The organism is Nostoc sp. DedSLP04 (assembly GCF_034530775.1).
Lineage (GTDB): Bacteria > Cyanobacteriota > Cyanobacteriia > Cyanobacteriales > Nostocaceae > Nostoc.
Window position 1 is genome coordinate 109,678 of record NZ_JAVRCL010000005.1, and the last position, 23,943, is coordinate 133,620.

Sequence of the window (23,943 nt, forward strand, 5' to 3'; positions counted from 1 at the left end):
AATTTAATTAAGTAAAAATACTGCTTAATAAGCTAACGAATGATTTGTATGAGAATTTTATTTCTCAGACCATCTATAGGAAGCCTCTGTTGAAGGCGGATTAACAAAAACTGTGCTGGGGTGTATGGCCGAAAACGGCACAGTCACAGATGAAATACTAGCTACTGTCTACCGAGTAATGGTGAACTGATATATGACAATACATTCTGCACAAGGAGGTGAGATACAAATGTCACCATCAAAATATTCTCGGCTGATTCATTTTTTGCAAGAAGATTTGGCAATTTCCACAGCATCACTAGCGGTGGCACTTCGGCATCGGGAGCAAGACCCAGGTCCTTTGGCAATGATTCTTTGGCAATATGGGTTAGTTACTCTAGAGCAATTAGAACAAATTTATGATTGGCTAGAGACGGCGTAGGTTATAGCAATTTTGGCTTGTAGTTTTTAGACTTTGACTTAAAAGTTTCTACCAAATGCATATTAGCAAAATCTCAAACAATACTATTTATGCCAATTTTGGATGATACTAAGTTGCCAAAGTTAGTCTTGTTTGGTGTCAAAGATACAGTACGACTTTCTTCAAAGCAAATAATACTATCTAGGGCAACTTGGTGTTATTTAAAAGGATTGAGGTATGTGACATCAACTCTACCTTATGCAAAGGTTTCTACTCTATATACAAATCAAAAGAGCGAGTTGATAATTTAACTCGCTCTTTTGATTTATTACTCAGGACTGACTAAACACTTTAACTGCTGCTGCTATGCCAGAACCAGGGGTGAAATCTTCGTAGCCAAGTTCTGTGAGGGTAACTTCTAAGGATGCTATACAGCTAAGGATATCGCGATCGCTCACAAAACCCAAGTGACCAATACGGAAAATTTTATTGCTCAAATGATCTTGACCACCAGCTAAAGCAATATCAAAGCGTTTTTTCATCAATGACCGAATTTTATCGGGTTCAATTCCTTGTGGTGCTACAGCTGTAATCGCCGGACTAGCAGAATTATCTGCTGCAAGCAAAGGTAAATTTAACCCTTTAATGGCGGCGCGGGTAGCATTTTTCAGCCGTTCATGTCGAGCAAATATTGATTCCAAGCCTTCCTCTTTCATGATTCGTAACGTGGTGTGTAACGCTACGATCAAGTTCACAGGCGGAGTAAATGGAGTTGTATTTTTGGCTGTAGCTTTGCGATATTTGCCTAAGTCCAAATAATATTTCGGTAGCTTCGCAGTTTTGTAAGCTTCCCAAGCTTTGGCACTGACAGAAACAAAACCCAATCCCGGCGGAATCATATAACCTTTTTGGGAACCAGAAGCGACGATATCCAAGCCCCAAGCATCCACGGGTAGATTGAATGCACCCAAGCTAGTAACGGCATCAACGATAATTAAAGCTTCACCGTGTTCTTTAACGTGGCGGTTGATGGTTTCTAAGTCATTCAACACACCCGTCGAGGTTTCACTGTGGGTAATAATTACAGCTTTGATTTGCTTTTGGGTATCTGCTTGGAGTTTTTCGGCAAATACTGCGGGGTCTAAGGGTTTTCCCCATTCCACCTTAACTTCTTCTACATTCAAACCGTAGGCTTGACCGACTTCTACCCAGCGTTCGCCAAATTTACCATTAGAACCAACTAAAATGCGATCGCCTGGAGAAAGAAAATTAATTATTCCCGCTTCTACAGCACCCGTACCACTAACATTCAGCGTCAGCACATCACTTTGAGTTTGGTGCAGCCACTTGAGGTTTTCTGTCACCTCTGCCAATATGTTGCTAAATTCACTAGTACGATGCCCAATCGGATGCTTGGCTAATGCCAGTAAGGCAGCTTCTGGCACCGGTGTAGGGCCTGGAATCATCAGCATCAGCTTATCGTTCATGTTTCTATCCTAAAAGTCAAATAAAAGTCAAAATTGTGGGAAGTCGGTTAAGTCTGATAGCAAATCCTAGATATTCATCTACAAATTCCACTCAGATTGTCACCAGCATTGTTGTATATTTTCCAAATTTATAGGAAAAGTATCGTGGGAGTTAACGATCGGTCAGCTTGACCTTTGCAATTTATACCAGACTCCAACTCAGATAAAACTTTATGTTCCAGGCAATCTTACCACACACCTAGACGCCAGGTTAAGGTGTCTGCTCATAGGCGAAGGGCTATTTTAGCCAAAGATGAAACATCTATCTAGATGAGGCACAGGTACGATAAATTCTTAAAATCTACCCATAATCCACCTCAGTTGTTTTTATAGAAAAACGCGAAATCGTTTTGAATATCGCGGTAATTACCGCTGAAAAAGTTGTGTTTTGCTTCCATGAAAGAAGTAACTCCCTACACTATACAGAAGACTTGGATGTTACCGTTTGCTAAGAGATAAAAGATACCCAACCCAAACTTTTCAATCTATTTGGATCAAACATTTGTTCTTGGGTTGCCATTCTCTAAACAATACCTTCGTTTATGATTTATTTGAGTCAAAATCGCTTTGATACCAATATCCAAGCCTTTTCTAGGTTATTTGATAGCGACTAATTTGACACAGAAGTTGAGATATCTATGCTACTAATTGCTGCACTTTTTGATACTGCACTTAGTAGTAAGCAATGTCGGCGGCGGGTAATAATAAACTATAAGTTTTTATACTATACTTACAAAATTGCTACAATCGTGCTTAGTCTCCTTAGTTACTATTCACGGTGAGTCGTTTTTAACTAGTGTTCAGTTCATAAAGTGTCACTCACCAGATCCCCGGTATTCTTACAAAAGAGATATTCTTAGTTAGTGCAAGGAGTGATACCATTTCACCACATGTTTGTCACAAGTTATCCCCGTAATACTCTCTCAGTAGGGAGTGTTGCAGATTTCAAATGTTGCATCAAACGAGTGAGTTGGTATAAGCTTTTACGGAAAAGCGCTTGAGTAAGCAAAATTCTCAAGCGCTTTTTTGTGTATAAATAAAACAGTCCAACTCTCTGGACAATCGGATAGATGTTTTTAAATACACATATACCAGAGAAGGAACCTACTGTTATAAAAATTGTTGCAACATATACTTGATAACTCAAGCATTTGTGCGTACCATCAAAACCTTGTTAAGTTACTGGACGTACCACACGAATTAGTTTTCCTTGCAAAGGTTCTTCTTTTGCCACAGCCTCATCTATCCGTGCTGCAAATTGTTGCCAATTACGATTATTCGTGCAAACAAAAATACCGAAGTGGTTAGAATCACGACGATGCAAACGGATAAAATCAACTCTGTTGATAGTTAATATTGAGCGTTCTTGACTTATGGCAAATGCTAGCACTTCCTCATCAGGTATACCTTGGTCTGCATTTTCTGCTTCTTGAACTGTCGAAACATCATGCCCCAAATCGCGTAATAATTCCACAACTGGAAAGGGAAACTGCTCATCTGCGTAAAACCGTGCCATTGATTAGGCTACCTCATTACGCTCAATTGCCAATTCGATTTCATCGGGATGAGCTTCTGCATATACCCAAGCATTAGCTAAATCTGTAGCTGTAATAGTTGGATAGCTCGTCAAAAGGTCAGCATCACTATATCCAAGACCGCGAGCTTCCACAAGTACCCAAACAGGAATACGAGTTTTAGCGATGCGAGCCTCTCCACCACAAACTCTAGGAGTTTTTTCAATTCCTTGCCAATTGTTGCTGAGACTTTGAGCAAGTAACTGTATAGCCTGCAATTTTTCATCAGGACTGAGGGCAAGAAGTTGTTGTTCTAACTCTTTGAGTGTCACGGATGTAAATCCTCTGATGTTTTGTCAGGCTAAATTTACAATCTTATCAATTGCTAAGTACAAGATTTCATTAATTCGTAGCGAATTCCCTATGGTAAGGCGTTCGCGTAGCGTCTCGTAGAGAAGCGCATCTGCGTTTAAATTTCAACTCTCAATTTGCCACGATTTTATGCAAAACTGTACTTAGCTAACTACAAAATTCACTAACTTTCCAGGCACCACAATTACCTTTTTAATCTCTTTACCTTCGATGTAACGCTGGGCAATTTCTGATTCACGAGCATATTTTTCCAACGCTGCTTTATCTGCTTGTGCTGGTACTTGAATCGAGCCGCGAGTTTTACCCATAACTTGAATCACTAAAGTGATTTCATCAGCTATTAAAGCAGCTGGGTCAAATGATGGCCAAGTTTGAGTATGAACTGAATCACTTTCACCCAATAAATGCCACAATTCATCAGCAATATGTGGTGCAAATGGTGCTAGTAAAACCACCAAAGTGTGAATACCTTCTGCGTAAATTGGTGAATTTTTGCCGTCAGCATCAGTTAAGGCATTACTCAACTTCATCAATTCTGAAATAGCGGTATTGAATTGATATTCGTCTTCCACGTCTTCTGTCACTGCTTGAATCGCCGTGTGAATCGCCCGCCGCAATTCCTTTTCTACCTTAGTTAAATCAGATTGGGGTTTTTTATGGGATACCCCAGCCGCAATATAATCTGTTACCAAACGCCAAACCCGATTTAAAAACCGGAATTGTCCTTCCACATCGGCTTCATCCCATTCCAAGTCTTTTTCTGGCGGCGCTTTGAACAAGATGAACATCCGCGCTGTGTCTACACCGTATTTGGAAATTACATCTTCTGGCGCTACACCGTTGCCCTTTGATTTAGACATGGTAGCGTAGAGGCGTTGCAGTGGTTCGCCTGTTTGGGGGTCACGGGGGTCGGCTGAATTTACCAGATTAGAAGGAATCCATTTATCTTTCCCACCCTTATTAGGATTTAGATAAGTTAAACCCTGTACCATACCTTGAGTTAAGAGGCGTTGGAAGGGTTCATCAAAGTTTAACAAGCCTCTGTCCCGTAGTACCTTAGTAAAGAACCGCGAATACAACAAATGTAAAATTGCGTGTTCAATCCCACCCACATACTGGTCAACTGGCATCCAGTCGTTTATTTTACTAGAATCGAAAACTTGTTGTTCATTCTTAGCGTCAGGGAAGCGCAAGTAATACCACGAGGAATCAATAAAAGTATCCATCGTGTCAGTTTCCCGCTTTGCTGGAGTGCCACAAGTTGGACAAGGTACATTTACCCAACTCTCTAACTGAGTCAAAGGTGAACCACCACGTCCAGTAAATTCCACCTCTTCCGGTAACTGTACTGGCAAATCTCGATCGGGAACTGGTACTATCCCACAGTTGGGACAGTGAATTACAGGTATCGGTGCGCCCCAGTAACGTTGCCGTGAAATCAACCAATCCCGCAAGCGATATTGCACCCGTACTTTACCAAAACCTTGTTGTTCGGCGTATTCAATTATTGCTTGTTTAGCCTCTGTGGAAGTCATACCAGTAAAAGCCCCAGAATTAATTAAAATTCCTGGTTCAGTGTATGCCTGGTTATATTCAATTTGGATGAGTTGAGTGACTTCATCATTCTCTGATGTTGGAGTTAAGTCAAAACCTGCAACATCATCTGGGGAAGCTATGACAAAATCAACTGGCAAATCATAATTTTTGGCAAACTTAAAATCCCGGACATCGTGTGCCGGTACACCCATCACTGCTCCAGTACCATACTCATACAGTACATAATCAGCAATCCAAATCGGCACTTCTTCCCCTGAAAATGGGTTAATTGCCTTACCACCTGTAGGTATACCCCGCTTAGGTTTGTCTTCAGCAGTACGTTCCAACTCACTTTGATTAGAAACCTCTTTAATAAAGGCTTCTACCGCTGCTTGTTGTTCTTTTGTAGTGACGCGCTTTGTTAAAGGATGTTCTGGTGCTAACACTAGATAGCTAACACCATAAACTGTATCTGGGCGTGTGGTGTACACTCCAATTTTTTCATCTATCCCAATGATAGGGAATTCTAAGTAAGCGCCTGTAGATTTGCCAATCCAGTTTGCCTGCATCGACTTGACGCGTTCCGGCCAACCTGTCAATTGATGCAAGTCATTGAGTAATTCTTCGGCGTAGTCGGTAATCTTGAAAAACCACTGGCGTAATAATTTGCGCTCAACTATTGCCCCACTGCGCCAAGAACGTCCTTCGTTATCAACTTGTTCGTTTGCCAGTACAGTTTGGTCAATGGGATCCCAGTTTACAGCCGCTTCTTTTTGATAAGCTAAACCTGCTTGCAAAAACTGCAAGAAAATCCATTGTGTCCACTTGTAGTAATCTGGTGAACAGGTAGCAAGTTCGCATTCCCAATCAATAGATAAACCAAGACGCTGCAATTGTTGCCGCATCTGAGCCATATTCTGATAAGTCCACTTTGCTGGCGGTACACCACGGTCAATGGCGGCATTTTCTGCTGGCAAGCCAAAAGCATCCCAACCCATTGGGTGTATTACCCGATACCCTTGCATTCGTTTAAGGCGGGCAATCACATCGGTAATCGTATAATTACGGACGTGACCCATGTGTAGGCTGCCCGATGGATAAGGGAACATGGAAAGAGCATAGAATTTTGGCTTGTTGCTAACTGTCGGTGTCTTATCTAAGCCAAGTTCTACCCATGTTTTTTGCCATTTTTCCTCAATTGCTGCTGGGTTATATCGGGAATCTACAGAATCACGTATTTCCAATGGTTTCATGCCTGTTACACTTTATTTCTACTAATTTTCTAGCATTTGCTTACTAGTACATTTGAACCACTATATTAAGGGAATTATCTGTCTAGTAATTTTCTAATTTAATTTACAAAATCAATTTACTATTTCTTTCTACCCCCTATTTCTATCTATCTTATATCCCTAAAGTTCAACAAGTTTAGGTATATAGTGCATAAAAAAGTCCCTAAGCTTAGGATGCTGGGGACTAGATGTATTTGGTTCTAAACTGATTTACTGGGTTAGCAATCCGATAGCCATTTCAAGGTGTATCTTAGCTTTGTGCAAGTTAAGCAAATTTTCTTGGTCGTATCTGTCAGGATAGCTCATAGCTTTGCCTTCCATCGTCAGCTTAATCAGTACTGCTTACTCATCAGTGGGTGAATTCATCTCATCTCTCAACAATGGCTAATCCTAAAGCAAATCCAGAAAATTTAAAAAAATTTACTACTGATAGAGAGGAGCCACTGACCGAGAAAATGAATAGACGTATGACTAAGACAATGAAAGAGGAAGTGCAGCAACAAGATAACCCTCCTGAATTTTGTAAAGAAGCTATTCAAGAGAAGTTAGATAGGAATAAAGGGCAAGAGTAGTACTTAATTGTTTAACTATTAATCTGAGTAAACAAAAATATCTCTAGAACTGATATCTAGAGGTATTCAAAATCATAGGTTTTGATTGCTGTCAAGTTAGATGGTTAAAATAGGCAATGGTTGAATCAAATATAAAATTGTCTGATTTAGTGCGAATTTTTGTCTACGGCACGCTCAAACCAGGTGAAGCTAACTATAAAAGATACTGTGCTGGCAAAGTAGTTGATGTCAAAACAGCCATTGTACAAGGCAAATTATTTGCTCTGCCAATGGGCTACCCAGCGATGACGCTAGGAAATAGCCAAGTTTACGGATATTTACTTTCTTTTTCCTACCCAAAGATTTTAAATGAGCTAGATGTGCTGGAAGATTACCAGCCCAATAGACAAACACCAGAAAACCTCTATAATCGACAAATTATCGAGGTTTATGAGCCACAGTCGCTCTCTTATAGTTGGGCTTGGGTTTATTTAATGACTCTAGAACAAGTTGAGCAATTAGGAGGTTTACTCCAACCTAGCGGCTGGTGGAGCGGCTGTGGTTTAACCCTAGAGTACAGTTTTGAACTGTAAACTTTGCGATTAGTTTATGTCCTGTTTGGGGTCGTGTCGTTGCGGCTGAACCTGATAAATTGAATTTTCTGGAGAGGCTACTGCTGCTTTCGGAATTTCAATTACCGGGTTATTTAGTCCCACCATCAGCGGGGAAGGGGGAACTATAGACGCTGAGGACGTTTGTATCGGTTCTCTTTGTGGTTGTTGCGCCAGTTGCGGCACCATCGAACCACCACCTACTAAGCCAGATATTGCACCGATCGCACAAGCAGCAACAGCTGCACCTGCCGCTATCCAGTTTAAACGGGAGCGGCGGCGCAAACGTGTCAATACTTGCCCAACTGTTTCTTCTGGCGACTGTTGGGCTGCTGGCACTGGGAGCGTCCGCAAACCTTGGCGCAGTTTTAACAGTCGGGCATACAAACATTTAACTGAGGCATCATTTGCCAGCCATTCTTCTACTTGCCTGCGTTCGGTGGCTGTGACTTCACCATCGAGGTAAGCACTCAATAACTCGAAGCGATCGCGCTTCACCATATCCATAAGACCCGTTGATTCATTGGTATGCTTGGCCATTCCATCTGACAAATCTTGAGGAAGTTGCAAAGGAGAACGGTCGTAAAACTGAGAATCAGTAGTCATCTTAACATTATTACCAATTCATACACGGGTAAACTGGGCGGGAATTTTGGGAGAATTAGCCAATTTTCTACCTTTAGGCAGAAACAATCTACGTCTTTCTAGTAATTTTTAATCTATGCTTAAATTCTGCCATTGGGCAGAAGCAAGATACTGTAAATTAAGAAAATTAGGAGTCTAGATAATTCTGCAAGTGGGCTTGCAGCCTCGATCTAGCTCTGGCGATTCTGGACTTCACAGTTCCTAGAGAAACTCCAGTGATTTCGGCAATTTCTTCATAAGCCATGCCTTCGATTTCTCTGAGGACAATGGTAGTACGAAAAACTTCTGGTAAATCCGCGATCGCTTCCCGCAATTGCTCGTAAAATTCTCTCGTTGTCAGTTCTTCTTCAGGGCCTGGGGTATCACCAGCGATTTCCCAATCCATCTCGCCGTCCTCTAAGGAACGGGGAGCATCCAGTGACAAAGGACTCATCACCCGCTTGCGTTTACGTAACTCGTCGTAAAACAAGTTCGTGGCAATGCGGCTTAACCAGCCCCGAAATTTAGCAGGCTCTTGTAATCGGTTAATGTTCCGATACACTCGAATCCAAACTTCTTGAGCCAAATCGGCTCTGTCAGGCCAATCTGGAGCTAAGTGGTATAGAACTCGATCGACTTGACTTTGATAGCGGCGTAATAGTTCCGCAAAAGCAGCACGATCTGGTCGCAGTCCGGCTTGACAGCGCAAAATTAAATCGTGGTTAGGGAGTTTGTCAACTTGCACTGATGCTTCTGGATACTTTGCATCAACCGTTGACCAGGATACAGTAATCGATTGACTCATAGATCGTACTGGCTCTAAATCATCCCTATCTATTAGACCTGCTAATGGTACAGAAGTTCCATGCTCAGGTGACGGATTTATGACTGGAACACTGAAGCAGACAATTTTGGATATATTTGTAGCAATAAGCAGAGCCACTTTTCCTTATACTGCTCCCATAGTTGCCTAAGACCTATCAACGAACAAAGGCGCGATGTAATGCACATTTTAGTACTTTTAGCAACTGGGTATATACGCTTGCTCGAGATAATTAAATTTAGCTATAAAAATGAAGATAAAATTTTGTAATTCTAACTTCTTGATACCTTTAAAATTCGGGTAATAATTTCTGGAAGTTAGGTTGCTGTGGTTGCTAAGATGGTGATTTAATTTTTTGATTTCGTTACCAGAATAGTTGCTGATTGTTCTGATTGTGGACCGAAAGCAGTACTAGAGTTATGTTGCTCTGGTACGCGAACTTGAAAAAATAAATTGAGGGAAAATGTAATTGTTACCGCTAGCAATAGTTTTTCAAACATGGTTTTTCATCCACCTACACCATTAATGATTGATTGCTACATTTCAAGAGTTCCACTAAAAAGTCCGAACAGAGGCTTACGACCCTCAAAACTTTGGAGGAATGAGGTTGCTCACTTGAAGTTTTGCCGCTGGGAAAATTTGCATAGTCTTAGTTTGCCCAGAGGTGTTGGCAGATTTATAGCGGAAATGATAAGTATTGATAAATTTTTGATGACCGGATGATGAACTCATCCAATTGCTCGGCTGGATATGTCAGGGATAAACAATAGGCGATGGCAATGGTAAGAAACGAATCTGTAGGGCGTATGGTAATGCTGCTTTGTTTTGGCACAGCATTTTTATCCTTAGCTGTCCATTGGCGCATTAGTACGGCGGAACGGCAGTATGAGAAGTCTGCATCTACTTCGACGCGGCGAGATTCTACCCGAACCAATCTTAAGGGAAGCCGGACTGAAGGAGTCTACAAGAATCTTTCCCAAGTGAGTTTGGGGGAAATTGCGCTGGGTGGATCTGTGCCACCTGATGAAGTTACCCAAGGCTCGACTGCCCAGAGGACGTTTACACCAAAGTCCTCTGCTATTAAACCTAAAACTAAATCAAAAATAATTAAGAAGAATCTAGCTAAAACAACTACTCGTAAAGCTTCTACACTCAAGTCTTCTACCATTAAGTCGCAAATAATTAAGAAGAATCTAGCGAAAGCAACTATTCGTAGGGCTTCTAAACTCAAGCCTGCTACCATTAAGCCTCAAACTAAACCCCAAATTATTAAGAATAATGTAGCTAAAGCAAGCGACTTACCAACTCAGCCGCAACTGGTAGCGCCAGTAGAAAGACAAAATCCAGTTGCAGATAGTTGGCCAAAAGGTCTGTGGTCTCAGGCTTCAGCCCAACAAGTACCATCTAGTAGACTGGCAAATGTCAAGACGCAAGTGGTGGTTGATTTAAGCGATCGCCGCACTTATGTATATGCAGGAGAAGAGGTGATCGCCAGCTATCCCATTGCTGTCGGCAAGAAAGGTTGGGAAACGCCCACAGGTTCTTTCCAGGTGATCCACATGCGACATTATCCAATCTGGCGTCACCCGATTACTGGCAAAGTATTTGAGGCTGGTACGGATAGTCCCTTGGGAGATAGATGGATTGGTTTTTGGTCAGATGGACGGAATGAAATTGGCTTTCATGGCACGCCGGATGTTGACCTGGTAGGAACGGCTGTATCCCACGGCTGCTTAAGAATGCGAAATTCTGATGTCCGATTGTTATATGAGCAAGTGAGTATAGGGACAAAAGTGTTAGTACGTGATTAATTAGTTAAGAGTCATTAGTCCTTTGTCCTTTGTCCTTTGTCTAAAACAAATGACCAATGACTAATGACTAATGACTAATGACTCTTAAAATTATAATTTTTGCTCAAAGTTAGGCGCGTATGTTTGGAGTAAAGCACTAACTTGGCGTACAACCTCATTGCCAGTATTTTTACCCAATGCTTGCCGTTCTGGGAAGAAATTGGGTCGATCGAGGTAACGGTTAATCGCCTCGCTTATTTGTTGAGAAATTAAGTCTTGCAGTTGTGCCTGAGCCGTTTGGCGCTGGAAGTTAGCACCCTCTTCTGTAGTAGCATACAAAGGTGGTAGCCGATTGAGAGCGTAAGCGGCAATATCCCCGACATCTAAAGAACTTTCGCTGGTGGCTTCAATTTCTGCGACTCGGGCGATCGCTTCTGTCAGCACCAATTCTTCCATAACGTTAATGAATTGTTTGCGAGGTACCGCCACTACCTCACCAGTCAATAACGCACCCATCAGGCGATCTAACGCCATATACTCTTCAATTGAGAGTTCTGAGGCGTTATCACAGATTCTACCGACTTCTGCTTCCATAGCTGGTGTCAAATAACCATCCTGGAGAGCTTGTTCTACAATTTTTTCGATACTCATAACGCTTATCATCATTTATGTTGGCAAAGCTTGGTAGGGACGGTATCAATCCAATTTATTTTGCCTAATTCTCAGCAAAAAATACACAAATTATGCAAAGACAGGATCAATTCTGCCTCTACTAGTTAACAACCTTAGTTCGCCAAGGTGTTGGATCAACAGATTGTCCGTTGACATATAGACCCCAGTGTAAATGCGGTCCCGTGGCTGCACCTGTTGAACCTACTGCACCAATTAGTTGACCAGCTTTCACAAAATCACCTTCTTTAACGTTAATACGACTCAGGTGCATGAAAATACTAGTTACTCCTTGACCGTGGTCAATGCCAACTACGTTACCGTGTATCCGAAACCCTTGGGATACCCTACCTACCAAAGCAACTCGCCCAGCGGCTGGGGCAATTACCGGTGAACCGGCAGCACCAGCGTAGTCAAGACCACGATGATAGTAGTCTTTTGCAAATGTACCATTATAGTAGCGACGTACACCATAGTTTGTACTCATCCGCCCTGCATTTGGCTTCAGGAATACTCCATTCCAATACTTTTCTGGTGTTTGTAGCGCCTTAAAAGCTGCCACACGCTTAAGTTCATACTCTGTGGCATCCACTCCAGCTTTACCAGGTGGCAAAGTAATGCGTTGTATGGGGAATTTGCGATTAAGCACATTCACTGCTAAGTTTTGCACTTGACCATCCCCCGCAACCCGAAGTGTTCTAGTTCCAGCTTTTTCTAATGGAGTTGTGGGAACAAAAGCCCGATACTGATTGGGCGCAATTTCAAAGGCTGGGTATGTATTCTTTCCACTGGCTACTGTTGGTTTTGTACTATTCTCTGGATTATCTAGATTAATCTGCACCGAGAGTGTATCCCCTAATTTAGGATTAGTTGGAATCACCTTTACTTGCAAAGCATCTACAGGTAATGCCAAGGCGATCGGGAGAACAGCAAATATTCCCTTTAACACATTTATTGCACGGCAATTGGCTGTCAAAGTTTTGACATCAAAACCGAGCAAATTTTTGTTTGAACTACTAGCGCTATTCTCAATAATCATAGAACTACAAAAACCCTTGCTTGTATTGGAAAATAGATTAGCTTATTATCGCTAGTGTTTCCTGTTTGAAGCCGATGTTGTTGACAACCATAAATTTTCGGAAATTCTCCAGGTATTTATGGATTGCAAGGGCGAATCATTTTATCTGTAATTTTAGGAAATTGGTTTTAACTCTAATAACCAAGGTGTATGACATTGGCAATGAGCATAAAATTTAACTGTGATTACATAAATAATACTTGAAGGAAATCTCGGAATCAACTGGACACTTTTTCAACTGGACACTAATATCACATTCTTAGGTTGAAATTGGTATGGGGAAATTACTTAAACTAGGTAAGTAAGTCAGTGAAGATAAATTAAACTATATACATACCATTCGGAAATATTATTTAAAAACTTACTGAGAATAGCGCTTTAGTTGCCAAAAAACTATGATATTAAGGCAAAAATGTGAGTCTGCCACGTCACACTTCAGATTTACTTTATAAATCAACTCTGAATCAGGGAATACGTTAATTAACTTTAGGCTGATAGTATTACTTTTGACTTGAGTATGCCATCTTCCATCTGAACTATGCGATCGGCAATGTCTAGGATGCGGTTGTCATGAGTAACCATCAAGATGGTACAGCCTTGTTCTTTTGCTAGTTTTTGCATGAGATTGACTATATCTCGTCCTGATTGACTGTCAAGGGCGGCGGTGGGTTCATCCGCGAGGATTATTTGAGGATGACTGACTAAAGCACGAGCGATCGCTACTCGTTGTTTTTGTCCACCAGACAGTTTATCAGGATAGTAATGCAAATGATTTCCCAATCCTACTTGCTCTAACATTTGGGCTGACCTAGCTCGCATCTTTTTTAACCCAAGATGTTTGTGCAATTCTAAAGCCATTTTGACGTTTTGGAGTGCCGTTAAACTACCATGCAAATTATGTGCTTGGAAAATATAACCGTTACGGCGTCGCGCTTGCACTAGTTCTTCAGCACTAGCACCACAAAGTTCTCGTCCCAACACCTGCAAACTACCAGATTGAGCAGAACGCAACCCACCCGCTAAGGTTAGTAAGGTAGTCTTTCCAGAACCAGAAGGCCCAGTCATGATAATAATTTCACCAGCATTAATCTCTAAGTTGATATTACATAAAACTTGCTTGCGGAGTGAGCCGTGACCAAAGTGGTGGTCGAGATTTTTAATAGAGATGACGGGTTTGCTAGTCATAAATAGCTCGATTACTCGTGATGATTGTCATTTGTCCTTAGTCATTAGTCCTTTTGAGTAACAAATGACAAATGACCAATGACAAATGACAATTTTTAGAACATATCAGCGGGATCGGTGGCTTGGAGTTTGCGGGTGGCGATCGCACCGGAAATTGTACACATAATGATGGTCAGTACTAATACCTGCAATGCCCGAATTGCAGTCATGTACATGGGCAAATTTGTAGCACTGCGAGTCAGTTGATAAAGCACTAAGGACACTCCCAGTCCGGGAAAGAAGCCCAATGCTGCCAAGATCAACGATTCTTCAAGCACCACACCTAGTAGGTAGTAATTGCGATATCCCATTGCTTTGAAGGTGGCGTATTCTCGAACGTGGGCATTAACATCGTTAGAGAGGACTTGATAGACGATGATCGTGCCTACCACAAATCCCATCGATACACCTAGACTGAAAATAAACCCAATTGGGGAATTTGTTCTCCAGAAGTTATTTTCAAATTCAATAAATTCGGCGTGGGTTAATACTCTGACATCATCTCTGAGGTAGGCTTTGAGCATTGCTGCTACTTTTTTCGGGTCATAGCCTGGTTTCAGAAGAATCAAACCTAGACTGACACTGCTCGACTGTCGCCCAGAAAATAGCCGCAAAAAGTTTTGATCGCTGGTAATCAGGTTGCCATCAAAGCCAAAGGAAGCCCCGACTTGGAATAAGCCACTAATGGTAATTGTGCGCCGTTCTATTTCAGTAGTCAGGGTTTTACCTTGGTCAATTTGAGCGATCGCTTTTTGATAATCTCCTCTTGCACCACGATCGAACAAGACGGTATCCGGCATTTTGATCGCTTGCAATTGCTGGTTAACATCTGGTAAGTCAAAGGCTGGTTTGTCTGGGTTAAAGCCGATAACTAACACCCCTGTCTCACGGTGTGTTTGGGGATTCTTCCAGATTGTGTTGTTAAAATACATTGGTTGTGCTGACTTCACCCCTGGTATATCCATTGCTTGGTAAAGTCGCCGCCGAGAAAATGTAGACAAGCTTGCTAAGTTACGGGCTTGGGGACTGGTTAAAACAATGTCTGCTTGCAAACTGCGATGTAGTCTGGTGTTACTGTCATACAGCGCAGTCTGAAAACCTAGCTGCATGAACATTAGAAGATCCGCAAAGGCAATGCCTGATAATGCTACGAAAAGACGGCTTTTTTCATGATTCAATTGCAGCCATCCTAGAGGAGTTCGCCGTTGCAGTTGTTTGAGCAATCTCATAATTAGGGACTGGGGATTGGGGATTAGGGACTTGGGATTAGGAACGGGGGATTAGGGACTGGGGATTGGGAGGGACTTCAGAACTCCACTCATCTACTTCAGAATCTCCCAGTCCCCAGTACCCACTACCCAGTCCCCAATCCCCTTTTCACAATTCAATTACTGCCTTAACTTGCATATTGGTTAAGGTGGCGGCTTTTTGGCTGGAAGTTTCATCTAGTCGAATGTGGACTTCTACTACTCTGTTGTCGATATTGCTGACGGGATCTGTGTTAATGACATTCTGCCGTCGCACTTGCAAGCCTTTGCGATCTACGATTCCCTGCAATTCAATCGGGAGGTTATCACCAAAGATTCGCACTTGCTGCCCTGAATGCACTTTGCCGATATCGCTTTCGTAGACTTCGGCGATGACATACATCTGGCTGGTTTGTCCAATATCTGCAATGCCATCATTTGATACTAATTCTCCAGGATGGGTATGGATCTCAAATACCTGTCCATTTTGAGGCGATCGCACTTCAGCTTGTTCTAGATTAACTTTTGCCAGATTCATCGCTGCTAGGGCACGATTGACTTCTGCTTTAGCAGCTTCTACATCCACTCCGCGCACTTCGGCGATTTCATCGAGTGTTGCTGTAGCTTGTTTAACTTGTTGCTGACTAGTTGATTGGGTACGATTTAACTGTGCTTGGGCTTCTTGCAAGGTTTTTTGAGCGGTTTCCAAGTTTAAATGCTTGCTATCCCGTTGCGAGGCGGGAATTGCGCCCTGTTGATATAGTTGCTGATAGCGTTCGTCTTCTGCTTGAGCGTTACGCACTTCGGCTTGAAATCGCTCAATTGTCGCGGCTTGGGCATTAATATCACCTTGGCGTTCGGCTTCTAGACGAGCGATCGCAGCTTTTTGGGCGGCAATTTCACCGCGTTTAGCACCTGCTTGGGTGCGGTTTAGGTTTGCTTGGGCTACTTTTACCTGTTCTTGCGCCTCTTTTAATGCTGCTTGGAGGCGATCGCGGCTGTTCAAAATTGCGATCGCTTGTCCTGCTTTTACCTTATCCCCCTCTTTCACTAATAACTTTTCTACCCGACTTCCTTCCGCAGACACCGCAGCAGAGAGTTTAATTACCTTTCCCTGTGGTTCGAGTCGCCCTAAAGCTGTTACTGTTTTTAATTGTGGCAATTGTGTTGCTGGCACTTGTGCCTCTTGATTGGCATAATTTTGCCCGCGTTTTACTATATAAAAACTTATGCCGCCAACCAATAAAGATATAGTTATACCTATAGCAACGGATGGACGCAGAATAGACTTAGGGGACGTTCTGTACCCTAGCTTTGAGTTTCGCACCATAGATTACCTCTTAACTAGTGGCGCAGAAAAAAGAACAGATTAGGCTTTTCTCCGTACTTGTTTGCTAATTGCTACTTCTTTAGTCAGTTATTCTTGATTTATAACTTCCAAGTCCATAAAATAATTTGGAAATTGTTGAGCTTTTACTTAGATGAAGTGATTTAGCTGGTTAGGATAACAACGAATATCTCTACCGAATTAGAGGTTTATGTTTTTAGCAAACTACTTTTGTTTGATGAAAGTACTCAGGTATAGTAAACGGTTTTAAAATTCTGGGTTGTAACAGCGCCAACAATCACAATCAAATTAAGTAAATAACAAAAAATATTTGCTGTGATTGCGATCGGTGGAAATTTATATCAAATTTTGATGATTATAGTGTTTCCTAATGACATGATGTACCTCACTCAGCGAAGAACCGCTATAATCCCATTCAAAGATAACGTTAACTAAACCGCATTGGGATACCTGTAGCTTGCAATTTTCACAAATCAAATAGGATTGCTGTATTAAGTCTGTTTGCTATTGGGAATTATAAAGATAGCGATACAGAACTTTCACAATAGTTTTGACGCATCTTTTTATAGTATAAATGTACTAACTTTTAGTTATACAGCCATGCAACCTCTTCAACCAGTTAGCGGATCGGATTTGCAAAGATTTTTGTCAGCACCAGAGGAGTTATTGCAACAGTCAGTAGCATTGCAATTAGCCGTTGCTAGTTTCCATCAGACACCGCGTAGTCTCCTAGAGATTCTAGTTAATAGTCCTGATGAGCAGGTAGCAGAAGCAGCAAGCTTACACGTAAATTTGGCAGGAGAAATAACAGACGGCTGGCAGCAAGCAGTTGATGAAATCCTGCAACAGCGTCAGCTAGGGCAAAACGACCGATTGGCGGTAGAACTTCTCAAAATCGGGACTGTACCTCCTTGCTTTCTCAGCGAATGGGTTCCAGCCGAACCACTAATTCAAGGGTTGCGAAATCCCCAAATGCCGTTGCGTTATCGGTTGCAATTACTACAACGACTATCACAGGAACCAACTTTAGAACCGAGGTTACAGGTAGCAGAGTCGCCAGAAACGCCGTCAGCAGTGTTGGAACAATTAGCAGGTGATTTAGAATTACCAGTGCGGTTGGCGGTGAAATTTAATCCCAGTTGTCCACCACCATTAATTGAACTCGTGGAAGGACAGTATGTTATTGCATCTGACTGGAATACCGATAGCGAACAATTAGCGATGCTGGGGCAGAGTCGTTGGGCGTGGGTGCGGTTGGCTGTGGCGCAAAATCCCTCAGCGACAGCAGAGACGCTGATGCAGTTGGCTGGAGATGCAGTGTACAAAATTCAGTTAGCGGTAGCGAAGAATCCAGAAACACCGGCAGATGTGTTGGCTGTGTTGGCAGAAAATCAAGATAAAGCGATACAAGCAGCTGTCGCAGAACATAGGAATGCAACGGAAGAAATATTGCATCAACTGTTCCCAACTCAACAGCAGCTTTTGAAAAGAAGGGAAAATTTACCAACTAGTATTTTAGAGCGATTTTTTAACGAAGTAGCGACAGAGAAACCGCTTTGGAAAAATTACAAATGGCGGTATCTGTTTCTAGATCAGCCAAATACACCAACCTGGATTTTATCTGAGTTAGCGAATGTTGATTTGGAGGCATTGAAGAGCCAAACTAATTTTTCACTGATATTCCAAACTTTAGAAGAAGGCATGACCGTGCAAAAATGGCTTCAAGATGAGATAGGATTTTTGGCTGATATTGCTAAACATCCCCAAGTTTCAGTGGAAATTTTACAACATTTGGCACAATATCCTAATCCTAATGTACAGATAGCCGTTACTCAGAATTCTTTAACTCCAACAGAACTTAAGCTGAGTTTACTAGAAGATTTAGCTGTTTGTCCTGATGAGAAGATTCAAGTCCAAATTGCAGCACACCCAGATACTCCTGTACATATTTTGGAGGCGATGGGACGAAATGAGTTTTATCACACAAAGCTATTACGAGAAATTAGACGAGTTTTAGCCTCTGAATATGCCGTTGATGCTTGGTCTTATAAATCTACCGCAGATAGATTTATGTCTTTTTTCAAGCACGAGATTTTGTATTCAGCAGGTATATCTGTTGATATCGATCGCTGGATAGAAATGATTGAGTGTCTTAATATGGTGGAAAATGCTAAACATTGGACAGGAATTATAGAGGATTTAGAGTATGTTGAAGAACTTGGAGATTCACCTTTTGAACGAAATTCCTATGTATCTCAATTAATACCTTTTTGGGCGGAGGTGCTGCCGAAATTACCAAATAAATTACTGCAAAAAGTTGTTGCAAATCTTCTAGAAATCTTGGCATTGATTGAAAGTGATGTGAAAAACTACCTACGTTCTGTTGGTATAGCATTAATTGGTAATTCAAATACTCCAGTTACTTTAAGAGAAGAGTTAAAAAATCAACTTATTAGACCATCAATTCCTTTAGATCATCCTTTCAGTGATTGTGACCTGTTTTTAGCACTTATTTACAATCCAGCTACTTCCGAAGATGAGCGAAGAGAGTATTTTCAAGAGATGTTAAACTATGCAAATATCCGTCAAAGGATGGCTGGAGATCCTCGAACTCCGCAAAATATTTTAGAACAATTAGTTGAACGAGGTGAAAAAGAAGCGATCGCCAGAAATCCGGCTACACCTGAATATCTTCTCAGACGAATTGCAGATGAGCCACAACCGCATGATTCGATCTGGAGGGTTATTGCTGAAAACCCAAACGCTCCTGCTGATTCACTGCTTCGATTTGTCCATCATCCCCATGAGAGACAAACTGATAGTAATGTCACAATGTTTGACTTAGTGATTGCAAATCCCAACTTACCTATTTTAGAACGTTATCGATTGCTACTTGGTAAAGAAGAAGCTCAAGAAGTTGCCAAAGCTCACCAATTAATGGCACAGCGTCCCGATAGTCCTTACGCTTTGGCGCAGGTTGTGCAAAAAGGGGATCAAAAAGCTAAATTGATCGCAGCACGTAGCAATAAAACTCCGATTCAAATATTGGAGCAACTGGCAAAAGATCCAGATGAAACTGTGCGTCAAGCTGTTTCACAAAACTCCAATTTACCTCTCAATCGTTTACTCGAACTTGCACGAGATTCTAGTGTAATAATTCGACAGACACTTGCCTATAAATCATCTCATAATAAAACGTCAACAGCTATTCAACTATTAGAAATATTAGCGCAAGATGAATCTGAGCAAGTCAGAGCCAAAGTTGCAGAACATCCCGATTCATCTGTTGAAATTTTGACGCGGTTAGCCAACGATACTAGCCGTGAAGTAAAAGCAAAACTAACTGCTAATCCTAATACTCCTGTCACAATTCTTACTCGCTTGGGTTTAGAAGAAAATCTCGTAAATCAACGTAATCCTAATACACCAGGGATTGTGCTTGCTCAGGCGGTTAAAAACATGAGTAGCAAAAATCTTGCTGATTTTATTAAACATCCTGTCAAAGGTTCACAAATGCCTGCTGAAACTTTGTCACAGTTAGCAAGTCACACCGATAGTTCAGTGCGGTATCGAGTCGCATCTCACCCTAATACACCAGCCACCGTTTTAAGACAGTTAGCTAGAGACTCTTATGTAGCTACAGTTCGTGCTGTCGCCAGTAATGCTAATACATTTCCTGAAACTTTAGAAGTGCTAGCTAATCACCCAGATTTTACAACTCGTTTGGAAGTTGTTCGCAATCCCAACACACCGCCTCGCGCACTTGCTGAAATTGTTTTGAGTAGCCAAAATTCAGGAAATATGCCAAATCAAACAGTGGATATGCTCAAAAGTGCATTTCCGGGGAATCATAATGATGTGCTGCAATCTATAGCTGGTAATTCTCGCACACCTATTGAGGCATTGGAGATTTTAGCAAGAAGAGAATTTATCGGTGCAACACCCGATCGCCACTCGATTCTTCCACCCACAACTGATGATAATATAGTGCGATCGCTTGCATACAACCCCAGCTTAACACCACAACTACTGAGCATTCTTGTCCAAGATCCTTGTGTAGAAGTGCGGATTTATTTAGTTCGCCATCCCAATTTGACAGAGGCGTTGTGGTTACAGTTAGCAGAAGATACGGAAATATCCGTGCGTGAAGCTGTTGCGGCTACAATCAACGCACCTGTAAGCGTTTTGGAATTACTGGCACAGGATGAACAAGTAGAGGTGCGAATCAAAGTAGCGACTAACCTCAATACACCAATTACTGTTTTACAAGTTCTCGCAGGTGATGAAAACTCCAGTGTTCGCACTGCTGCGGCTAGCAATTCTAACCTACCTGAAACAATACTGACACAACTGGCAAACGATGAAAAAGTCGAAGTCCGCCGCGCAGTTGCTCAAAATCCCAACACACCTGCATCCATCCGCGAAACCCTCCGCGATTTAGTTGTCCAACCCACCACCCGCCAAACCAGTCCCACATTGCGCGGACTCAGCCGCCTCTACAACCCCAGCACTGATGATTTAGTAAGCATACTTGTAGAATACGCGAGTTCAGAAAATGCCTTTGTGCGGTTCGTGACACTGCTTAATCCCCTAACTCCTCATGAAGTGCTGACTCAAGCAGCGCAGTCTGCATCCTGGCTAGAACGCTACGCCGTTGCTGATAATTCAGGGACTCCAAGCGTTTTACGCCAGCAACTTGCTGAAGATAGCAACCGGATTGTCCGCGCAGCCGCTAGAGTTAATACCAATTCGTAATATTTCGGCTGCGCTCAATACAAGTTCGTAATTCGTAATTCGTAATTAATATCCGTCAGATTTAGTAGGGGTTTCAGGGTTTGAATTTGTTGCTGGATTTTAGAGAATTGGTATAACTTGTAAATAATTGAGGATGTTGCAGATGGCATACAGTGATTTCACACTTGCCAAAGTTCGAGAAACATTTCAACTTGTAATTGATGAAAAGCGCAATCTTTTCAAAGATGTGTCGCCTATTCAACCTTCCCCTACCTTAACAACGCTCTTAGAAGAATATACTCAATTAGCAACTGCCATCAACACTGAAAAAGCGCGTTCAGAATTACTAATTATGCCAGTTCTTACGGAAGTTAGGCGAAAGTTAAATTATCAAATATCACTGTTTTTTGGAACAGATTTTGATGTAGATAGTAGTAAAGGATTAAATGAATTTTGTGATTTCATTCTCTCTGGTTCTGAAGAACAATTTTATATTAAAGCGCCTGTAATGACAATTGTTGAGGCGAAAAATGAAAATATCAAAGGTGGTTTAGGACAATGTATTGCCACTATGCTAGCTGCCCAATTATTCAATCAAAATACTCAACAAGAAGTTAAGACAATCTATGGAGCTGTCACTAGTGGAACCAACTGGCGGTTTTTAATGTTGGAAGGACTAACAGCATACATTGATATAGTTGAATACTATATCAATGATGTTGAGAAAATTCTTGGTATTCTGTTGCAACCATTTCAAACTGCTTTGCTACAAGCATAGTTATGATAATCATCGTAAATAAAAAAATAATTTGCTCAAGTATCAACATTAAAATTAATTATAGCTAATTGTATGAATTTTGAAACCGAAAAAATCTTAGCTACTCTTGAAATTGTAACTGAGCAATACCTCAATTTCCATTTACCAAATAATGAAAATTCCTGTTTAGAACCTTTCTTTTGGGATATAACTCAAAAAGGCGATTTTAGTTTACTTAATCTTGGACACGATCGAGGATGGATAACTCTAACGGATATTGATGTTGCTGTAAAAAGTTGGCAAGCATTAGAACGTCGCGGTTATTTAAACCCAGATGATGATCCTGGTGACTATGAAGATGAAGATATTATCAGTTTTGAATTAGCTGATGAAAGAGCAAAGATATATCAGACTTTGGCTGATACCATCCAAAAAAATATCTACAATATAGAAGTTTTTAAATTCAGTCAAATTCCTGCCTATTCATTTTATGTGGTGTTAGGGCAAAACCAAGAAAATAATTGGTTTTGTTTTTCTCAAACTGTTGCTAGAGAGACAAAATTAGAAGGAGAAATAAAATGCTATAATATACCTGATTTAACAATGCAGTCATCTTTGGATAGCAATACCGCTAAATTGAAAGATGAATTTCAGCAAATCATCAATCAATTACAACCTATTAGTATTTATGGTTATTACGGTGGTGGTTATGATTATAGATTCAATCATTATTTAGTCACTGGGATAGCAAACTCTAAAGAAAAAGCTCTGTTAATAGCTCTACATCAAGCAGGAATGCTTGATATTGCTAGATTTTATGAATTTAGCCCAGAAGCTTTATCTTGGAGATGGGACAAAGATGAAATGGTTAATTTTTACCCCAAGTATCAAAAAATAAATCAATTTTTGACACAAAATCTTTCCGATTTAAGAATGATTAGATGTAGTTTTTGGAATCGTGAATGTATATATGTCATTGGCCAAACCAATGCTGGAGATGTAACTGGCATTTATATAGAAAGTGATTTTGATTACAATCCCTAAAAATATGTTGCTCGTTGATTGTATTGGATTTGTGAGAATTGCTCACAAAGAATCTGCTTAAGATGCTGCAACAACAGCACTGTCATTTACTAACTTGCCATCTTCCATATAAACGATGCGATCGGCAATATCTAAAATGCGGTTGTCATGAGTAACCAAGAGAATGGTACAATCTTGTTCCTTAGCTAGTTTTTGCATGAGGTTAACTACATCTCGTCCCGATTTACTGTCAAGGGCGGCGGTAGGTTCATCTGCTAAGACAATTTTAGGACGACCGACCAATGCACGAGCGATCGCAACTCTTTGTTTTTGTCCCCCAGATAAATCATCAGGATAATAATTCAGGCGCTCTCCTAATCCTACCTCCTCTAACATTTGGGCTGACCGGGTTTTCATTTCTGCCACCGAAATATTATTATGCACTTCCAAACCCATTCTGACGTTCTGGAGCGCTGTCAGGCTACCGTGCAAATTGTGGGCTTGGAAAATATAACCGTTATTGCGTCGTGCTTGGGTAAGTTGTCCTTTGTTAGCACCACACAGTTCTTGTTCTAATATCTGCAAACTGCCAGATTGGGCAGAACGCAAGCCGCCAACTAAAGTGAGAAGTGTAGTTTTACCAGAACCAGAAGGCCCAGTCATAATAATAATTTCGCCAGCGTTAATATCCAAATTGATATCAAAGAGAACTTGCTTGCGGAGTTGACCATGACCAAAATAGTGGTCGAGATTTTTAACAGAAATTACAGGTTGACTACTCATAAATAGCTTGATTACTCGTGATGATTGTCATTTGTCCTTAG

20 protein-coding genes are annotated in these 23,943 nt (G+C 41.3%); 8 read left to right on the forward strand and 12 right to left on the reverse strand.

Annotated features, from left to right (window positions below; translation table 11 throughout):
• Nucleotides 1-193: 193 nt before the first annotated feature.
• A complete protein-coding gene (locus tag RMX89_RS04630; protein WP_292736094.1) occupies nucleotides 194-421 on the forward strand; it encodes a DUF2949 domain-containing protein in 228 nt (75 codons plus the stop codon).
• 311 nt (nucleotides 422-732) lie between these two features.
• Here the strand turns inward: RMX89_RS04630 and RMX89_RS04635 are convergent, their stop codons facing one another.
• From RMX89_RS04635 to leuS, 4 genes are all read right to left on the reverse strand, one after another.
• Nucleotides 733-1,887 carry an alanine--glyoxylate aminotransferase family protein gene (locus RMX89_RS04635; RefSeq protein WP_322671398.1) on the reverse strand — a complete coding sequence of 385 codons (1,155 nt, stop codon included), beginning with the start codon at nucleotides 1,885-1,887 and terminating at the stop codon, nucleotides 733-735.
• A 1,213-nt stretch (nucleotides 1,888-3,100) separates the two neighbouring features.
• Entirely contained in the window at nucleotides 3,101-3,442 is a 342-nt protein-coding gene (locus RMX89_RS04640) for a DUF5615 family PIN-like protein (protein WP_322688092.1), read from the reverse strand.
• Nucleotides 3,443-3,445: 3 nt separating this feature from the next.
• Nucleotides 3,446-3,772 carry a DUF433 domain-containing protein gene (locus tag RMX89_RS04645; protein ID WP_322688093.1) on the reverse strand — a complete coding sequence of 109 codons (327 nt, stop codon included), beginning with the start codon at nucleotides 3,770-3,772 and terminating at the stop codon, nucleotides 3,446-3,448.
• Between the two features lie 183 nt (nucleotides 3,773-3,955).
• Nucleotides 3,956-6,601, reverse strand: a complete 2,646-nt coding sequence (gene leuS / locus RMX89_RS04650; protein ID WP_322688094.1) for a leucine--tRNA ligase — start codon at nucleotides 6,599-6,601, stop codon at nucleotides 3,956-3,958.
• 419 nt (nucleotides 6,602-7,020) lie between these two features.
• On the opposite strand from leuS, the gene RMX89_RS04655 reads away from it, so the two are divergent.
• Nucleotides 7,021-7,212 carry a hypothetical protein gene (locus RMX89_RS04655; protein WP_322688095.1) on the forward strand — a complete coding sequence of 64 codons (192 nt, stop codon included), beginning with the start codon at nucleotides 7,021-7,023 and terminating at the stop codon, nucleotides 7,210-7,212.
• A 116-nt stretch (nucleotides 7,213-7,328) separates the two neighbouring features.
• Nucleotides 7,329-7,784 (forward strand): gamma-glutamylcyclotransferase family protein, encoded by a 456-nt coding sequence (locus tag RMX89_RS04660; protein WP_322688096.1) that lies wholly within the window; start codon nucleotides 7,329-7,331, stop codon nucleotides 7,782-7,784.
• A 9-nt stretch (nucleotides 7,785-7,793) separates the two neighbouring features.
• On the opposite strand, the gene RMX89_RS04665 is transcribed toward RMX89_RS04660, so the two are convergent.
• Together RMX89_RS04665 and RMX89_RS04670 are read right to left on the reverse strand one after the other, a co-directional pair.
• Nucleotides 7,794-8,408: an anti-sigma factor family protein gene (locus RMX89_RS04665; RefSeq protein ID WP_322686816.1), complete on the reverse strand. Its 615-nt coding sequence runs from the start codon at nucleotides 8,406-8,408 to the stop codon at nucleotides 7,794-7,796.
• A 166-nt stretch (nucleotides 8,409-8,574) separates the two neighbouring features.
• Nucleotides 8,575-9,231: a sigma-70 family RNA polymerase sigma factor gene (locus RMX89_RS04670; protein ID WP_094352725.1), complete on the reverse strand. Its 657-nt coding sequence runs from the start codon at nucleotides 9,229-9,231 to the stop codon at nucleotides 8,575-8,577.
• A gap of 1,196 nt (nucleotides 9,232-10,427) precedes the next feature.
• Here RMX89_RS04670 and RMX89_RS04675 point away from each other — a divergent pair.
• Complete coding sequence (locus RMX89_RS04675) at nucleotides 10,428-11,060, forward strand: L,D-transpeptidase (protein ID WP_416211962.1); 633 nt, start codon at nucleotides 10,428-10,430, stop codon at nucleotides 11,058-11,060.
• Nucleotides 11,061-11,150: 90 nt separating this feature from the next.
• Here RMX89_RS04675 and RMX89_RS04680 read toward each other — a convergent pair whose 3' ends face one another.
• From RMX89_RS04680 to RMX89_RS04700, 5 genes are all read right to left on the reverse strand, one after another.
• Nucleotides 11,151-11,690, reverse strand: coding sequence for a late competence development ComFB family protein (locus RMX89_RS04680; RefSeq protein WP_190909652.1), 540 nt, complete (start codon nucleotides 11,688-11,690; stop codon nucleotides 11,151-11,153).
• 121 nt (nucleotides 11,691-11,811) lie between these two features.
• A complete protein-coding gene (locus RMX89_RS04685) occupies nucleotides 11,812-12,747 on the reverse strand; it encodes a M23 family metallopeptidase (RefSeq protein WP_322688097.1) in 936 nt (311 codons plus the stop codon).
• Between the two features lie 525 nt (nucleotides 12,748-13,272).
• Nucleotides 13,273-13,971 carry a DevA family ABC transporter ATP-binding protein gene (locus RMX89_RS04690; RefSeq protein ID WP_322688098.1) on the reverse strand — a complete coding sequence of 233 codons (699 nt, stop codon included), beginning with the start codon at nucleotides 13,969-13,971 and terminating at the stop codon, nucleotides 13,273-13,275.
• A gap of 95 nt (nucleotides 13,972-14,066) precedes the next feature.
• Complete coding sequence (gene devC, locus RMX89_RS04695) at nucleotides 14,067-15,239, reverse strand: ABC transporter permease DevC (RefSeq protein ID WP_322688099.1); 1,173 nt, start codon at nucleotides 15,237-15,239, stop codon at nucleotides 14,067-14,069.
• A gap of 148 nt (nucleotides 15,240-15,387) precedes the next feature.
• Nucleotides 15,388-16,434 carry an ABC exporter membrane fusion protein gene (locus RMX89_RS04700; RefSeq protein WP_322688100.1) on the reverse strand — a complete coding sequence of 349 codons (1,047 nt, stop codon included), beginning with the start codon at nucleotides 16,432-16,434 and terminating at the stop codon, nucleotides 15,388-15,390.
• Between the two features lie 52 nt (nucleotides 16,435-16,486).
• Here RMX89_RS04700 and RMX89_RS04705 point away from each other — a divergent pair, with 52 nt between their 5' ends.
• The 4 genes from RMX89_RS04705 (at nucleotide 16,487) to RMX89_RS04720 (ending at nucleotide 23,140) form a co-directional block, all read left to right on the forward strand.
• On the forward strand, nucleotides 16,487-16,630 hold the full coding sequence (locus tag RMX89_RS04705) for a hypothetical protein (RefSeq protein WP_322688101.1): 144 nt from the start codon (nucleotides 16,487-16,489) through the stop codon (nucleotides 16,628-16,630).
• Between the two features lie 575 nt (nucleotides 16,631-17,205).
• Entirely contained in the window at nucleotides 17,206-21,360 is a 4,155-nt protein-coding gene (locus RMX89_RS04710) for a hypothetical protein (RefSeq protein ID WP_322688102.1), read from the forward strand.
• Nucleotides 21,361-21,502: 142 nt separating this feature from the next.
• On the forward strand, nucleotides 21,503-22,117 hold the full coding sequence (locus tag RMX89_RS04715; protein WP_322688103.1) for a hypothetical protein: 615 nt from the start codon (nucleotides 21,503-21,505) through the stop codon (nucleotides 22,115-22,117).
• A gap of 72 nt (nucleotides 22,118-22,189) precedes the next feature.
• Entirely contained in the window at nucleotides 22,190-23,140 is a 951-nt protein-coding gene (locus RMX89_RS04720) for a nuclease A inhibitor family protein (RefSeq protein ID WP_322688104.1), read from the forward strand.
• A 57-nt stretch (nucleotides 23,141-23,197) separates the two neighbouring features.
• Here RMX89_RS04720 and RMX89_RS04725 read toward each other — a convergent pair whose 3' ends face one another.
• Nucleotides 23,198-23,902, reverse strand: coding sequence for a DevA family ABC transporter ATP-binding protein (locus RMX89_RS04725; RefSeq protein WP_322686822.1), 705 nt, complete (start codon nucleotides 23,900-23,902; stop codon nucleotides 23,198-23,200).
• Between the last annotated feature and the right edge of the window lie 41 nt (nucleotides 23,903-23,943).